This window comes from Ideonella sp. A 288 (assembly GCF_002198735.1).
In the GTDB taxonomy this organism is placed as follows: Bacteria; Pseudomonadota; Gammaproteobacteria; order Burkholderiales; family Burkholderiaceae_C; genus Pseudaquabacterium.
In genome coordinates this window covers 19,143-34,333 of sequence record NZ_MWLO01000076.1, presented here as the reverse complement: position 1 = coordinate 34,333, position 15,191 = coordinate 19,143, and the positions used below count along the sequence as shown (strand labels likewise).

The following is a 15,191-nucleotide window of genomic DNA, read 5'->3' as shown; positions in this document are numbered from 1 at the left end:
GTGGGGCGGGTCGGGGGCTGTGGTCTGGCGCGGGGTCAGCGCTTCTTGATCATTCCGAACAGGAAGCTGACCACGGCCAGCACGGCAAAGACGATGAACAGGACCTTGGCGATGCCCACGGCGCTGGCCGCGATGCCGCCGAAGCCGAACAGGGCCGCGATGAGGGCAATGACGAAAAACACCACCGCGTAATGCAGCATGGCAAGTCTCCTGGAAGGGCGACACGTCGCCGGTTGCGGGCCGCGCAACAGGTGTCGCCGCGGCTGGTTTCGAGTGTGCGGGCGGGCGCGGCCGGCGGCGATAGGCTGGCTCGCCTGGCGGGTGTCGGACGCTCGCCGGCGCCGACGTAGGACAGCACCGACACGCGGGCGGCGCCGCCCTGTGGGGCGCCGCACGGCCGCAAGGCCGATGGTGTCTTTGGCACCGGGCCCGCGGCGTGGGATCATGGGCGGCTACGCACGCCAGCCCACCGGTCCGCCAACCCGCCATGATCCGCATCGCCATCGTCGACGACCACGCCATGGTGAGGGCCGGGCTGCGCCAGTTCTTTGCCGACCAGATCGACTTCGCCGTCGTGGCCGAGGCCTGCAATGGCCGCGAGGCCATGGACATCGTGCGCGCCGGCGAGGTCGACGTGGTGGTGCTCGACATCGCCATGCCCGACCAGAGCGGCGTGGACGTGCTGGCCGCCATCAAGGCGCGCGCGCCCGACTTGCCGGTGCTGGTGCTCAGCGGCTTTCCGGAGGCGCACTACGCCACCACGCTGCTGCGCCAGGGGGCCAGCGGCTACCTCAACAAGGACTGCGATCCGGAAGAGATCGTCAAGGCCATCCGCACGGTGCACCGCGGTCGCCGGTACATCACCGCCGGCGTGGCCGAGCGGCTCGCCGACGGGCTGGCCGGGGGGGGCGAGAAGGCGCCGCACGAACTGCTGTCCGAGCGCGAACTGCAGGTCTTCCTGCGCCTGGCCCGCGGCGAGACCGTGGGCCACATGGCCGAAAGCATGTCGCTCAGCGTCAAGACGATCAGCACCTACCGCACCCGAGTGATGGAAAAGATGGCGCTGGCCTCGAACAGCGACCTGACCTACTACGCGCTGAAGGCGGGCCTGATCCAGTAGCCCGTGGCGGGGGCCACGCAGCGGTCGCTGCGCGGGCGGAGCCGGCCTTTGCACCGGCCGTACCGCCGTTGCGGCTCGACCGAAAATTGAGGCCACGCAATTTGCGCGAATGGCCTTGTTGTAGGCATCTTCGTCCGTCGCTTCAAATATTTGAGTATGCTCAATCTGGGAAACTTTACAGTGCCGTCCGTCACTCGCCACAGTCGGTCGGTCGCTCTGTCAAGTTGATTCGTGTCATATTAAAAAAGTCATACAAAACAATGACTTGATGAAATATTGATTCTCCATTCAGATTTGGCCATCGATTGGTATGTGAATTGCAAATCACAACCGGCTCGCCATGTTCTGAAATTCGATGCGCGAGTCTCGTGACTACTTCGATGGAGGATCAGATGAAACAGTTATTGACGCGGCTCAGTCCGCTCGCGGCGGCGGCAGCGGTGGGTGTGGCTGGCCTGCTGTGGTCGGCGGTTGCCAGTGCGGCCGTGGTCAACCACGTCTACGACCGCACGAACCCGCGCAGCAGCCAGCAGATGTGTGCGGTGGTGTCGTCCGGTGAAAGCATGGCCGATCTCGTGCCGGCGCAACCGCGCGATTGCGGCAGCGAATCGTCGCAGGGCGATATCGAGGCCCGGTTCACCTGGAGCGACGGCACGGTCGCCGTCGGGGTCTGGACCTTCCCGTCGGGCAAAGACCTGTCAGGCGGTAACGACCAGATCCTGTTCCCCGGGGTGGCGGCGCCGGGCGTGCACTTCGACTTCACGTTGCAGGGTCCCGGCCGCGCGCTGGACTACAGAGCGTTCATCGAGCAGAGCGGGGACACGTTCAGCAACCCTTGGGAACTGCGCAACGGCAGTTCCGACTTCGCGCTCAAGCAGGTCGTGCTCACGGCCCTGGGCACGCCCGACATGGGCTTCGACACCGACAACGGCGACAACCCGAACCACGGCGCCGGCGGCTTCCCGCTGATGTTGATGGCCGGGCTGTCGCAGTGGGGCGAGACCTCGGGCCTGGATGACGTGCTCACGGTGACCTACGACCAGTTCAACAACTGGAACGGCACGACCGACATGTTCCATCGGATGACCCTGGACTTCGCGATCGGCCTGGGGCCGGCGACCTCGCTGGTCTTCCTGCAGGACACCGATGAACTCCCGGAGCCGGCCTCATTCGCGCTGGTCGGGTTGGCACTGGGCGGCCTCTGGCTCACGCGCCGCCGCAAGGCCTGATCCGCACAGGCCCTGGCGAGTCGCCCGGCGGCCGGCAGTGGCTGGCCGCCGGGTTGCTGTCTTGATGGTGCACCTCATGCTGGCGGCATTGCCGCTGGCGCGACAGCATGGTCCTGGCGCGGCAGGTCTTGCGCGCGTCGGTCAAGCAGGCAGCCAGCCGGACAGGAAACGGCGACCTGCGGGCGACGCCAGGAAGACCAGGCCGGCCACGTTGACGATCACCGTGCCCCAGAACACCGCCCGAAAGCTCGCCTTGGTGGTCTTGTGGCGGAAGACCTGCTGCGCCACCAGCGCGCCGGGCCAGCCACCGGCCAGGGCCAGCAGGTGCAGCGTCTGCTCTGGCACGCGCCAGCCGCCGCGCCGGGCGGCGGCCTTGTCGCTGGCATAGAAGGCCAGGGTGATGGCACTGGCCACCAGGTAAAGGCCGGCCGCCGTCGCCGGCAAGCGCCACAGCACGGAGAGCACCAGGGCCACCACCACGAACGCCGGGATGGCGAACAGCGTGGCCGTGCCCCACTGGGCAGAGGAATGCTCGGAAGAGCGCCGCGACGCCTGGCGCCTGGGCAGCGCGCGCGGCCGGGCCACTGGTGCCGGCTCGACACAGCAGGCGTGCTTGCGGCCCTGCGGGCCTGGCTCGACCTCGAAGCTGAGCCGCTGGTTCAGCGCCGGGCGGCCATGGCGCGGCGAGAAGGACTTGATGTGGATGAAGATCCGCTGGTCTCCCTGGTCCGGCTGGATGAAGCCGAAGCCACGCTCGTCGTTCCACGACGCCAGGGTGCCCTCGTAACGGATCGCCTCCCTGGGCCTGGACTGCAACTGCATGCGCCGCATTCTGTCATAGCGTGCAAATGACGCGCATCAAGCACCTCGACAGGGTGGGGATCGGTCGGCCCGAGCCGGTGGGCGTGCCGAGTCGCCGGGGGCGCCTGTGGCTGCGCCACCCCGCACCGGGGCCACCGGACACCGGTCGCCCCGGTCCAGCACGACGCTACTTCTTCGCCTTGGCGCTGGCCACCACGCCCCGGAAGAACTCGAGGACGCCGGTTTCGCTCATGCGCCGGGCGTTGGAGAGTTCACCGGCGCGGGTGGCGTACAGCACCTGCCGGCCCGGCGACACCACCACGGCAGCGGGGATGCCGGCCTTGGTGGGGTGGCCGTATTGCGCCGTCAGGTCGAGGTTGCGGTCGAAGTTGCCCACGTCCACCTTGAGCACCACGAACTGTTTGGCCAGCAGGGCCGCCGAGGCCGGAGCCTTCAGCGCCGCATCGAGCGCCCGGCAGTCGCCGCACCAGTTGGCGCCGAAGATCACCAGCACGGGCTTCTTTGCACTGGCCGCCGTCGCCAGGGCGCGGGCCAGGTCGGCCTTGGCGTCGGCCGATTCGTCGTACGGTGCCGGGGCGGCGGCCACGCTGGTGGCCAGGGTGGTGCCCAAGGCGGCAAACGCCAGGACGGCGGACATGAGGCGGCGGCGCAGGGGCATGGCGGGCTCCGAGGGAGACGGCACTGTACGCGGATCGGGATGGCCCGGCCGTCGCCAAGGCCGGACGCCGGTTGCCCGTCGGGGCGGTCAGCTGCGGCGGTCGGCCCGCGCCTGGCGAAGGGCCACGTCCACCCTGAAGCGGACGATCCGGTCGATCAGGTCCAGCGGCAAGGCGCGGTCCAGCGGCAACTGGATGGTGCCCTTGCTGGTGCGATAGCCCTGCAGATCGTCCTGGAAGGCACCGATGGCCGCCGTCCCCGGGTACAGGCCGATGTGGTGCTGGAACGCGGCGAAGTGGATCAGGTTGCCGTGCAGCATGAAGGTGGGGATCCGGTAGCTGATGGCCTCGGTGGCGTCGGGCGCGGCGGCCTGGATGGTCCGCCGGACCTGCTGCAGCTGCAGCTGCACGTCCGCCGGGTGGACGGCGATGTAGTCGTCGATCGTGGCGTGGCCGGCGCGCGAGGCCATGGCCTCAGCTGCCGCCGGCCTTGGGCCAGCCCTGGCCTGCCGCCAGTGCCGCCCGCACCGCCGGGCCATGCTCGTCCAGGTGCGGTGCCGGCAGTTCGGCCAGCGGCCGCTCGCCGTCGAAGCGCATCGGCGTGGCCACCATCGGCGCGCCGCCATGCCGCACCTGCATGCCGCGGCTCACCACCTGCGGGTGGGCGAAGACCTGGGGCAGTTCGAGGATGGGCGCGCAAGGCACGGCGTTGGGTTCGAGCAGCGCGGTCCATTCGGCCGTGGTGCGCTCGAGCATCCACTCGGCCAGGATCGGGATCAGCTCGGCGCGGTGGCCGATGCGCGCGGCGTTGGTGACGAAGCGCGCGTCCTGCGCCACCTCGGCATGGCCGGCCAGCGCGCAGAAGCGGCCGAACTGGCCGTCGTTGCCCACGGCCAGCACGATGTGGCCGTCCTTCGTGGCGAACACCTGGTAGGGCACCACGTTCATGTGGGCATTGCCCATGCGCTTGGGCGTCAGGCCGCCGACGAGGTAGTTGCTGGCCTGGTTGGCCAGCATGGCCACCTGGGTGTCGAGCAGCGCGGCATCGATGTGGCGACCCACGCCGGTGCGGCCGCGTTCCAGCAGCGCGGCCAGGATGGCGGTGGTGGCGTACACGCCGGTGAAGAGGTCGGCCACGGCCACCCCCACCTTCTGCGGCTGGCTGCCGGGGGTGCCGTCCTTCTCGCCGGTGACGCTCATCAGGCCGCCGGTGGCCTGGATGGCAAAGTCATAACCTGCGGCCGACGCGTACGGGCCGTCTTGCCCGTAGCCTGTGATCGAGCAGTAGACGAGCCGCGGGTTCAGCGCCTTCAGGCTGGCGTAGTCCAGGCCGTAGCGGGCGAGCTGGCCCACCTTGTAGTTCTCGAGCACCACGTCGGCGTCGGCGGCCAGCTGGCGCACCAGGCTCGCGCCCTCGGGCGTGGCGATGTCGATGGCGATCGAGCGCTTGCCGCGGTTGGCGCTGAGGTAGTAGGCCGCCATGCGCTCGGTGGGGTCGCCCCAGTAGGGCGGGCCCCAGGCACGGGTGTCGTCGCCCAGGTCGGGGCGCTCGACCTTGATGACGTCGGCGCCGTAGTCGGCCAGCAGCTGGCCCGACCAGGGGCCGGCCAGCACGCGCGACAGATCGAGGACGCGGACGCCGTCGAGCAGCTTGGGGCCGGTCATGTCTGCCCCTCGTCCGAAGGGTACGTCGGTCGATCCCCCGAGGGGAGGCGGACCGGCTTGGGAGCGGCCCGGCGCTCGGCCCGCATCAGCTGAACGCCTGGATGCCGGTGATGGCCCGGCCCAGGATCAGCGCATGGATGTCGTGCGTGCCCTCGTAGGTGTTCACCACCTCGAGGTTGACCAGGTGGCGCGCGACACCGAACTCGTCGCTGATGCCGTTGCCGCCCATCATGTCGCGCGCCAGCCGCGCGATGTCCAGGCTCTTGCCGCAGCTGTTGCGCTTCATGATGCTGGTGATCTCGACCGCCGCGGTGCCGGCGTCCTTCATGCGGCCGAGTTGCAGGCAGCCCTGCAGGCCCAGCGTGATCTCGGTCAGCATGTCGGCCAGCTTCTTCTGGATCAGCTGGTTGGCCGCCAGCGGCCGGCCGAACTGCTTGCGGTCGAGCACGTACTGGCGCGCCCGATGGAAGCAGTCTTCGGCCGCGCCCAGCGCGCCCCAGGCGATGCCGTAGCGGGCACTGTTCAGGCAGGTGAAGGGGCCCTTGAGGCCGCGCACCTCGGGGAAGGCGTTCTCCTCGGCGCAGAACACCTCGTCCATCACGATCTCGCCGGTGATGCTGGCGCGCAGGCCGACCTTGCTGTGGATGGCCGGCGCGCTCAGGCCCTTGGCGCCCTTGTCGAGGATGAAGCCGCGGATCGAGCCCTCGTCATCCTTGGCCCAGACGACGAAGACGTCGGCGATGGGGCTGTTGCTGATCCACATCTTGCTGCCCGACAGGCTGTAGCCGCCGGGCACCTTGCGGGCACGGGTGACCATGCTGCCGGGGTCCGACCCATGGTTGGGCTCGGTCAGGCCGAAGCAGCCGATCCACTGGCCGGTGGCCAGCTTGGGCAGGTACTTCTGCTTCTGGGCCTCGGTGCCGAACTCGTTGATCGGCACCATCACCAGCGACGATTGCACGCTCATCATCGAGCGGTAGCCCGAGTCGACGCGTTCCACCTCGCGGGCCACCAGGCCGTAGCAGACGTAGTTCAGGCCCGCGCCGCCATAGGCCTCGGGGATGGTGGGGCCGAGCAGGCCCAGTTCGCCCATCTCGCGGAAGATGGCCGGGTCGGTCTTCTCGTGCCGGAAGGCCTCGACCACGCGCGGGGCGAGCTTGCCCTGGCAGTACTCGCGCGCGGCGTCGCGCACCGCGCGCTCGTCGTCGGTGAGCTGCGCGTCGAGGTGCAGCGGGTCGTCCCAGGAGAACTTGGCGGCACTGGCCATGGATGCGGTTCCTTCAGCGGTCAGGCAAGGGTGTCGAAGCAGTCGGCCATGATAGCCAGCCCTTCGTCGAGCACGGCGTCTTGGGCCGTCAGCGGCACCAGCACCCGCACCACGTTGGCATAGCTGCCGCAGGACAGCAGGATCAGCCCGCGCTTGGCCGCTTCCTTCACCACGGCCGAGGTGAGCTCGGCGTTCGGCTGGTGGATGTCGCCGCCCTTGCACAGCTCGATGGCCACCATGGCGCCCAGGCCGCGCACGTCGCCGATCACCGCCGGGTGCTTGGCGGCGATGGCCTTCAGGCCGGCCACCAGGCGGTCGCCGACGGCCTGGCTGCGGGCCAGCAGGCCTTCCTTCTCGAAGGTGTCCAGCACCGCCAGCGCCGACGCGCAGGCCAGCGGGTTGCCGGCGTAGGTGCCGCCCAGGCCGCCGGGGCCGGGGGCGTCCATGATCTCGGCTCGGCCGATGATGGCCGACAGCGGCATGCCGCCGGCCATCGACTTGGCCATGGTGATGATGTCGGGCGCCACGCCCCACTGTTCGCAGGCCAGCCAGGTGCCGGTGCGGCCGGCGCCGGTTTGCACCTCGTCGGCGATGAGCACGATGCCATGCTGGTCGCACAGCGCGCGCAGGCGCTGCGCGAACTCGGGCGGCGCCACGTAGAAGCCGCCTTCGCCCTGCACCGGCTCGAGGATGATGGCGGCCACGCGCGCGGCCTCGACGTCGTACTTGAAGATGGCTTCCACCGAGGCCATCGCATCGTCGACGCTGACGCCATGCAGCGCGCAGGGGAACTTGGCGTGGAAGACCTCGGCCGGGAAGGGCCCGAAGCCGGTCTTGTACGGCGCCACCTTGCCGGTGAGGGCCATGCCCATCATCGTGCGGCCGTGGAAGCCGCCGCCGAAGGCGATGATCGCCGAGCGCTTAGTGTAGGCGCGGGCCACCTTGACCGCGTTCTCCACGGCCTCGGCGCCGGTGGTCATGAAGAAGCTCTTCTTGGCGAAGGCGCCAGGAGCCAGGGCGTTCAGGCGCTCGGCCAGTTCGACGTAGGGCTCGTAGGCCAGCACCTGGAAGCAGGTGTGGGTGAAGCGCTCGAGCTGCTGCGAGATGGCGGCCACCAGGGCCGGATGCCGGTGGCCGGTGTTGAGCACGGCGATGCCGCCGGCGAAGTCGATGTAGCGCTTGCCTTCCACGTCCCAGACCTCGGCGTTCTCGGCGCGCTGCACGAAGATCTCGTGGGCCTGGCCCAGTCCGGCGGGCAGGGCGGCGCGGCGGCGGGCCATCAGGGCTGCGTTGTTGAGGTTCGGCTCGCGTTGCATGGCGTTCTCCGGCAGGGTGTGGACGACCTGCGACTGTAGGCGCTCGGGGTGCCGGCTACCATGTACAGCCCTGCTGCGTGTCCGGTGCACTGTTCTGGCCGCGCGACCTGTACAGCCACCGCCCTGAAATGGAACCCCCAAGCTCGCTTCGCTCGCTGCCCCCCGAGGGGGCGTGTCAGTCCCTTCGGGCGGCCGGGCGGTACTGAAATGAAACGCCCCCAAGCTCACTGCGTTCGCTGCCCCCAGGGGGCGCGTCAGTCCCTTCGGGCGGCCGGGCGGTACTGACATGTTCACCCTGCAGCCGCAGTCGTCCGTTCCGCTGGTGACGCAGATCGTCGAAGGCCTCGCCCGCCAGATCGACGCCGGCGGCCTGCGCGCGGGCACCAAGGTGCCGTCGATCCGCCAGTTCGCCCATGCCCACCAGGTGAGCGTGTTCACCGTGGTCGAGGCCTACGACCGGCTGGTGGCGCAGGGCTGGCTGGTGTCGCGGCCGCATTCGGGCTTCTTCGTGCGCAAGCGCGGCGGCTCGGCCAACCAGGTGCGCTCGCCCGAGGCGCTGGCCAGCGGCCAGTCCTTCGACTCGATGTGGTACCTGCGCAAGATCTTCGAGAACCGCCACCTCTCGATGAAGCCGGGTTGCGGCTGGCTGCCCGGCGACTGGCTGTTCGCCGACGGCCTGAAGCGCAGCCTGCGCGGCCTGGCCGCCGAGGCCCTGGACCCCGGCGGTTATGGCGACCCCAAGGGCTACACCCCGCTGCGCCAGTTGATCCGCGACACGATGGCCGAGCAGGAGATCGCCGTCACGCCCGACCAGGTGCTGCTCACCCAGGGATCGAGCCAGGCGCTGGACCTGGCCGCGCGGCGACTGGTGCGCCAGGGTGATGCCGTGCTGGTGGACGACCCCGGCTACGCCAACCTGCTGTTCGGCCTGCGCTTCCTGGGGGCCCGGCTGATCGGCGTGCCGCGCACGCCGACGGGCTACGACCTGCCGCGGCTCGAGGCGCTGCTGGTCGAGCACAAGCCGCGCGTCTTCTTCACCCAGCCGAGGCTGCAGAGCCCCACCGGTTCGGTGGCGCAGCTGGCCCACCTGCACCGCGTGTTGCAGCTGGCCGAGAAGCACGACGTGGTCATCGTCGAGAACGACATCTACGCCGACCTCGACCCCGAGCCGCGGCCCTCGCTGGCCAGCCTCGACCAACTCTCGCGCGTGGTGCACGTGAGCAGCTTCTCGAAGACCGTGTCGCCCAACCTGCGCGTGGGCTACGTGGTGGCACATCCCGACCTGCTGGAAGACCTGGCGCAGCTGAAGATGATCTCGGGCCTCACGTCCAGCGAATTCGGCGAGCGGCTGGCCTACGGCGCGCTCACCGAGGGACGCTGGCGCAAGCACCTGAAAGGCCTGCGCGAGCGCCTGGGCAAGGCCCAGGAGCGGGTGGGCCGCCGGCTCGACGACCTGGGCTTCGAGATTTTCGCCGAGCCCAAGGCGGGGATGTTCCTGTGGGCCCGGCACGCCGACATGCCCGATGCCGCCGAGGCCTCCAACAAGGCCGCCGAGCATGACATCCTGCTCGGCCCCGGCCACCTGTTCAGCGCCGAGCTGACGCCGACGCCGTGGATGCGCTTCAACGTGGCGTTCTGCGAGGACGAGCGGGTGTTCGCGTTCCTCGATTCGCAGCGGCGCGCGGCGTAGCACCGTGCCCAGCCCGCCGCGACCCCGGCGATATCATGCCTGGCACCGGCCCCAGGCCCAGTTGACGTTGTCGGAGGCGGCATGGCCGAGGCACCCCCCAAGCGAATCCTCTACTACTGCCAGAGCCTGCTCGGCGTCGGCCACCTGGCCTGCAGCCTGCGCATCATCGAGGAGTTGCTGCCCCACGCCGAGGTCGATCTGGTGTACGGCGGCATCGACACCGCGTCGATGGTCGAGCACCCGCGCTTTCGCGCACTGCGGCTGCCCACGCTGTTGCACGACGCGGCCACCGGCGGCTTCGTCGACCCCGAGCGCGAGGACGCCGACGGCGACCACGGTGAGGTCTGGGACGCGCGGGCCGCCGCCATCGCCGGCTTCGTGCGTCATCCGTACGATGCCATCGTGGTCGAGTTCTACCCCTTCGGCCGGCGACGCTTCAAGCGCGAGATCGGCGACCTGTTCAAGGCCGTGAAGGCCCACAGCGGCCCGGTGCCGATCTTCTGCTCGGTGCGCGAGGTGCTGGTGCCGCGCGCGGTGGAAAAAGAGCGCCGCATGGTGGAAGGCGTGCGCAAGCACATCCACACCGTGTTCGTGCGCGGCGACCCCGAGATCATCCGCTTCGACGAGACCTTCTCGCTGGCGCCCGAGATCGCCGACCGGCTGTGCTACACCGGCTACATCAGCCCGCCACCGCCGCCGGCCGGCGAGCGGCCACCGCGCCGGCGCCAGGTGCTGGTCAGCGTGGGCGGCGGCAACGTCGGCCGTGAACTGCTCGAGGCCGCGATCGGCGCCGCGGCGCTGATGCCCGACCTGCATTTCCTGCTGGCCGCCGGCTCGCGCGCCACGCCGGAGGAGATCGGGTCGCTGCGCGCCCGCGCCACCAGCGCCAACGTCGAGATCCGGCCCTTCCTGGCGCAATTCCAGCAGCACCTGATGGCCTCGGCCGTGTCGATCAGCATGGGCGGCGACAACACGCTGCTCGAGGTCATCACCGCGCGCACGCCTGCGCTGGCCTACCCCTACCAGGGCACGCCCGAGCAGGGCATCCGCATCCGCAAGTTCGCCGAGAAGGGCCTGCTGCACGAACTGGGCGCCGACGACCTGGCGCCCGAGCGGCTCAAGCACAAGATCGAGCAGGCGCTGGCCGCACCCTACCCGGCGCGCGAAGTGGCGGTGGGCGGCGCCAAGGCCACCAGCGACCGCATCATGGCCGTGCTGGGCGGCGCGGCATGAGGGTCGGCCCGGTTGCCGCCGAGAACCAGCGGCCCGGCAGCGCCGACTGGCAGCTCCACCGGCCCGCCACCAGCCGCGAGATCGAGGGCTATGCCTCGGCCACGAGCGTCGATCGCGGCGGGGCGATCCAGCTCTTCGTGCACACCGCCGAGCCCGGCTTCATGCTCGAGGTGTTCCGTGTCGGCTGGTACCAGGGGCTCGGTGCGCGGCGCGTGGCCGGACCGTGGACGCTGCCCGGCACCGCGCAGGACATGCCCGAGATGGACGCGGTCACCGGCCTGGTCGACTGCGACTGGCGCGTGTCGCACACGCTGGTCACCGCCACGCCGGGCGATGCCGACGACTGGGCGTCCGGCGTGTACCTGGCGCGGCTCACTGCGTCGGGCAGCGGGGCGCAGAGCTACATCATCTTCGTGGTGCGCGACGACCGGCGCGCCGCGCAGTTGCTGGTGCAGTTGCCGGTCACCACCTACCAGGCCTACAACGCCTGGGGCGGCAAGTCGCTGTACCACTGGGGCAGCAGCGATCAGCAGCGCGCACAGAAGGTGTCGTTCAACCGGCCCTACGCGGCCAACGGCCAGAACCCGGCGGCGGCGTATGGCATGGGGGCCGGCGAGTTCCTGACCAACGTGCAGCCACACCCCGACCGCTATGGCCCGGCCAATGCGGCATGGGACGTGAACATGGCGCGGTGGCTGGAGCGCGAGGGCCTGGACCTGGCCTACTGCACCAACCTCGATGTGCATGCGTCGTCCGCGCTGCTGCAGCAGCGGGCGGGCTGGCTGTCGATCGGCCATGACGAGTACTGGACCTGGGAGATGCGCCACCACGTGCAGGCCGCTCGCGACGCCGGCGTGAACCTGGGCTTCTTCTCGGCCAACTCGGCCTACTGGCAGGTGCGGATGGAGCCCAGCCCGGCCACGGGGGCGGCCGACCGCATCATGGTGTGCCACAAGAAGGCGAAGAAGGACCCGCTGGCGGTGCAGGGCGACACCTCCCGCCTGACCGACAAATGGCGCAGCCCCGCGGTGAACCTGCCCGAGGAAGCCTTGATCGGCGTGATGTACGTGGCCGACCCGGTGATCGATGGCGACATCGTGGTGGCCGCCCCCGACCATTGGGTGTTCGCCGGCACCGGCCTGCGCGCCGGCGACCGGCTGCCCGGGCTGCTGGGCTACGAGGTCGACTGCGTGCACGACCGTGCCGGGTCGGCGGCGCAGGTGCTGGCCGAATCGCCGTGGACCACGCGCGCCGATCCGCCCGAGCACGGCGTGTCGCACATGACGGTCTACACCGCGCCGAGCGGTGCCACCGTCTTCGCCACGGGCACCATCCAGTGGGCCTGGGGTCTGGACGACTTCAACGTGCCGGCGCTGCGCACGTCGCGGCTGAACCCCGCGGCCCAGCAGATCACGCGCAATGTGCTGGGGCGGCTGGGGCAGCGTTGACCGCGTGCCGCGGGGCGCACCCGGACCGCGCGCAGACGCCTCGGCTCACATCACGAAGCCGTCGACACAGCGGCCGGTCTTGCTGCCGCTGAGGGTGTAGGTGGCGATGGTGGGCTCGGCGCCGGGCGTCACCCTGTAGAAGAACTTGTTGCGCAGGCCCAGCTCGGTCCAGCGCTCGCGCGGCCAGCCCAGCAGCGTGCCCAGCAGCACCCGGTTGGTGGCGCGGTGGCCGACGATCAGGATGCGCTGGCCGGCGTGGCGCTGCAATAGCGTCTGCAGCGTGGCGTCGACTCGGTCCGTGAACTCGTCGAAGCGCTCGCCGCCGGGCACGCGGTAGTGCCAGATGTCGGCCTGCCACTGCGCCCACAGGGCCTGGGCCTCGGGGTCGCGCTCGTCGCGCAGGCGGCCCTGCAGCACGCCGAGGTGGATCTCGTTGAGCCCCGCCAGCCGGGTGATCGGCATCTGCTTGGCGCTGGCCGTGGGCTGCGCCGTGTCCACGGTGCGCTGCAGGTCGCTGGCGTAGATGGCGTCCAGCGGCTCGTCGCGCAGGCACATCGCGATGGCCTCGCTCTGCTGCACGCCCTTGGGCGACAGGCCCGGGTTCAGCTGCCCGGTGATGAGGGCCTGGTTGTTCCATTCGCTCTGGCCGTGGCGGGCCAGGAATACGGTGGTGGTGGCGGCGGGCGCGGTCATGGCGGCGAGTGTAGGGTGGCCGGCAGGCCGCTCAGTTCAGCAGCACGTTGACAATGGCGTTGCCGATGCCCATCAGCGCCGCGCCCGAGATGAGCCCGGCGCAGATCGGCTCGCAGCCCTCCACCCAGATGCGATGGCCCCTGCTGCCCGGAGCCTTGTGGCGCAGGCCCATCAGCCAGAAGATCATCGCGCCCACCCACATCGCGAAGGTGGATTCCGGCGGCAGCACCACGCCCAGGCCCACCGACACCGCCGACAGCGGGAAGCGGCCCTTGGTGACGATGCGCGCGGCCTCCATCAGCACAGCCGCCAGCGCGGCCACGCCCATGGCCACCAGGGCCGACGTCGGCAGGCCCTGCAGGCCCTTGGCGATGATCTCGGCCACGCCCTTCCATTGCAGCGCGGCGGGCATCGCGAACTGTTCGGACACCAGCGTGCCGGTGGAGCGCGTGCCGTCGGCGCCCTTGGGCAGGAACAGCAGGAAGTACAACGGCACGCAGGCCAGCACGCCGGCGAACAGGCCGATCACGTGGCCGATGGCCTGGTGGCGCGGCTTGCCGCCCAGCATGTAGCCGGGCTTGATGTCGGACAGCAGGTTGGCCGCGTTGGAGGCGATCTCGGAGGTCATGCCCGCCGGCAGCAGGTTGCTGGCGGGGTTGGTGCGATCGATGGCGCCCATCGTGAACTGGGTGATCTTCGACAGCGAGCCGGTGGGCGTCCACGACGTGAGCGCCATCGAGTTGGTGCAGATGATGGTGAGCACGAAGATCAACGGCAGCGAGATCAGCGCCAGGTGCATCGGCACGCCGAAGAAGACGTGCGTCACCCAGGCCCCCAGCACGCTGAACACCGGCACGCCGACGTAAGACACCCACAGCGGCACCTCGATGTCGGCCAGCAGGTCGCGGCCCGCGGGTGCCGCCGTCGCCTTGCCGCGCACCGACTTGAAGGCGGCGGTGAACAGCTCGGGCTTGGCCGCCAGGCTGACCAGCGAGCCCACCACCATCATCGTCACGCCCCACCACATCGACCACTGGTTGACGATCTCGGCGCGCGAGATCGGCACCGTGCTGCCGTTGGGCGCGACGCGCGCGACGATGTCGCCGGCCTGGATCATCAGCGGCGCCAGTACCACGAAGTTGACGAAGGCGCCGAGCAGGCAGCTGGTGGCCACCGCGATGCCCATCAGCCCGCCCACGCCCAGCATCGCGGCGTCCAGCGTCAGGCGCAGCCCCAGTGCGCGCACGTCGGTGCCCAGGATCTTCGGCAGCCACAAGCCGGCCTGGGCCGCTGCGGCGTAGTAATAGGTGTCCAGCCGCTCGTGCAGCGTCCAGGGTTCCTTCAGGCCGGCCCAGCGGTCCATGGCCAGCAGCTTGAACTGCAGCAACTTCATCCAGCCGTCGCTGACGATGGCCTGGTACACCGCGGTGCCCACCGCCACCACGCCCAGCAGGCGGGCCTTGAACATGCCCTCGCCGGCCTGGCCGGTATACAGCGAATCGAGCACCACGCCGCAGGCGCGGCCCTCGGGGAAGGGCAGTTGGTCTTCGTTGATGAAGCGGCGCTTCATCGGGAAGGCGAGCAGCACGCCGATCATCGAGACGACCACCATCCACACCATCATCTGCCACCACGGGATGATCACGCCGGTGATCATCATGTAGGCCGCCAGGCTGGAGAACAGCGGCGTCACCACATAGCCCGCCGCGGTGGCAATGGACTGGGTGCAGTTGTTCTCCAGGATGGTGAAGTCGGAGGCCAGGCCCGCACCATGCAGCGCACGGAACAGCGCAAATGCCAGGATGACCGAGGTGAGCCCGACGCCGATGCTGATGCCCGTCTTGCCGCCAATGTACAGGCCCGTGGCCGCCAGCACGCCGCCGAGCAGGAAGCCGGTGAGGCCCGAGCGCAGCGTGAGCTGCGGCATGTCGCCACGAAAGATGTTCTTGAACCACCACTCGTCCTTCTGGGCGCGGGTCCAGCTGCGGGTCTGTTCGTCGGTGAGCTGTTGAAGGGCCATGGGGCGGTTCCTCTCGTGGCGGCGCATTGTGT

General features: G+C 69.8%; 14 protein-coding genes. 5 read left to right on the top strand and 9 right to left on the bottom strand.

Annotated elements, in window-relative coordinates:
• Window positions 1-35 precede the first annotated feature (35 nt).
• The gene (locus tag EOINJALH_RS06370; protein ID WP_088279482.1) at window positions 36-200 is read right to left on the bottom strand and encodes a DUF1328 domain-containing protein; all 165 of its coding nucleotides are present in this window, start codon (window positions 198-200) and stop codon (window positions 36-38) included.
• A gap of 287 nt (window positions 201-487) precedes the next feature.
• Here EOINJALH_RS06370 and EOINJALH_RS06365 point away from each other — a divergent pair, with 287 nt between their 5' ends.
• Together EOINJALH_RS06365 and EOINJALH_RS06360 are read left to right on the top strand one after the other, a co-directional pair.
• Complete coding sequence (locus EOINJALH_RS06365; protein WP_088279481.1) at window positions 488-1,120, top strand: response regulator transcription factor; 633 nt, start codon at window positions 488-490, stop codon at window positions 1,118-1,120.
• A 380-nt stretch (window positions 1,121-1,500) separates the two neighbouring features.
• A complete protein-coding gene (locus EOINJALH_RS06360; protein WP_088279480.1) occupies window positions 1,501-2,349 on the top strand; it encodes a PEP-CTERM sorting domain-containing protein in 849 nt (282 codons plus the stop codon).
• Window positions 2,350-2,490: 141 nt separating this feature from the next.
• On the opposite strand, the gene EOINJALH_RS06355 is transcribed toward EOINJALH_RS06360, so the two are convergent.
• The 6 genes from EOINJALH_RS06355 to gabT form a co-directional block, all read right to left on the bottom strand.
• Window positions 2,491-3,171, bottom strand: a complete 681-nt coding sequence (locus EOINJALH_RS06355; RefSeq protein WP_234413688.1) for a DUF1294 domain-containing protein — start codon at window positions 3,169-3,171, stop codon at window positions 2,491-2,493.
• Between the two features lie 166 nt (window positions 3,172-3,337).
• Window positions 3,338-3,829: a thioredoxin family protein gene (locus EOINJALH_RS06350; protein WP_088279479.1), complete on the bottom strand. Its 492-nt coding sequence runs from the start codon at window positions 3,827-3,829 to the stop codon at window positions 3,338-3,340.
• Window positions 3,830-3,916: 87 nt separating this feature from the next.
• Entirely contained in the window at window positions 3,917-4,297 is a 381-nt protein-coding gene (locus EOINJALH_RS06345) for an iron chaperone (protein ID WP_088279478.1), read from the bottom strand.
• 4 nt (window positions 4,298-4,301) lie between these two features.
• Window positions 4,302-5,492: a CaiB/BaiF CoA-transferase family protein gene (locus EOINJALH_RS06340; protein ID WP_088279477.1), complete on the bottom strand. Its 1,191-nt coding sequence runs from the start codon at window positions 5,490-5,492 to the stop codon at window positions 4,302-4,304.
• Between the two features lie 85 nt (window positions 5,493-5,577).
• The gene (locus EOINJALH_RS06335) at window positions 5,578-6,759 is read right to left on the bottom strand and encodes an acyl-CoA dehydrogenase (RefSeq protein WP_088279476.1); all 1,182 of its coding nucleotides are present in this window, start codon (window positions 6,757-6,759) and stop codon (window positions 5,578-5,580) included.
• Between the two features lie 20 nt (window positions 6,760-6,779).
• Window positions 6,780-8,075: a 4-aminobutyrate--2-oxoglutarate transaminase gene (gabT, locus tag EOINJALH_RS06330; RefSeq protein WP_088279475.1), complete on the bottom strand. Its 1,296-nt coding sequence runs from the start codon at window positions 8,073-8,075 to the stop codon at window positions 6,780-6,782.
• Window positions 8,076-8,361: 286 nt separating this feature from the next.
• Between gabT and EOINJALH_RS06325 the strand changes: the two genes are divergently transcribed.
• The 3 genes from EOINJALH_RS06325 (at window position 8,362) to EOINJALH_RS06315 (ending at window position 12,446) form a co-directional block, all read left to right on the top strand.
• Complete coding sequence (locus EOINJALH_RS06325) at window positions 8,362-9,765, top strand: PLP-dependent aminotransferase family protein (RefSeq protein ID WP_088279474.1); 1,404 nt, start codon at window positions 8,362-8,364, stop codon at window positions 9,763-9,765.
• 81 nt (window positions 9,766-9,846) lie between these two features.
• Window positions 9,847-10,998 carry a glycosyltransferase family protein gene (locus EOINJALH_RS06320; RefSeq protein ID WP_088279473.1) on the top strand — a complete coding sequence of 384 codons (1,152 nt, stop codon included), beginning with the start codon at window positions 9,847-9,849 and terminating at the stop codon, window positions 10,996-10,998.
• Entirely contained in the window at window positions 10,995-12,446 is a 1,452-nt protein-coding gene (locus EOINJALH_RS06315; protein WP_088279472.1) for a N,N-dimethylformamidase beta subunit family domain-containing protein, read from the top strand. The genes EOINJALH_RS06320 and EOINJALH_RS06315 overlap by 4 nt, the downstream gene beginning before the upstream one ends.
• Before the next feature lie 45 nt (window positions 12,447-12,491).
• Here EOINJALH_RS06315 and EOINJALH_RS06310 read toward each other — a convergent pair whose 3' ends face one another.
• Both EOINJALH_RS06310 and EOINJALH_RS06305 read right to left on the bottom strand, forming a co-directional pair.
• Window positions 12,492-13,139 (bottom strand): histidine phosphatase family protein, encoded by a 648-nt coding sequence (locus EOINJALH_RS06310; RefSeq protein ID WP_088279471.1) that lies wholly within the window; start codon window positions 13,137-13,139, stop codon window positions 12,492-12,494.
• Window positions 13,140-13,170: 31 nt separating this feature from the next.
• Entirely contained in the window at window positions 13,171-15,159 is a 1,989-nt protein-coding gene (locus EOINJALH_RS06305; RefSeq protein WP_158219670.1) for an OPT family oligopeptide transporter, read from the bottom strand.
• Window positions 15,160-15,191: the final 32 nt, after the last annotated feature.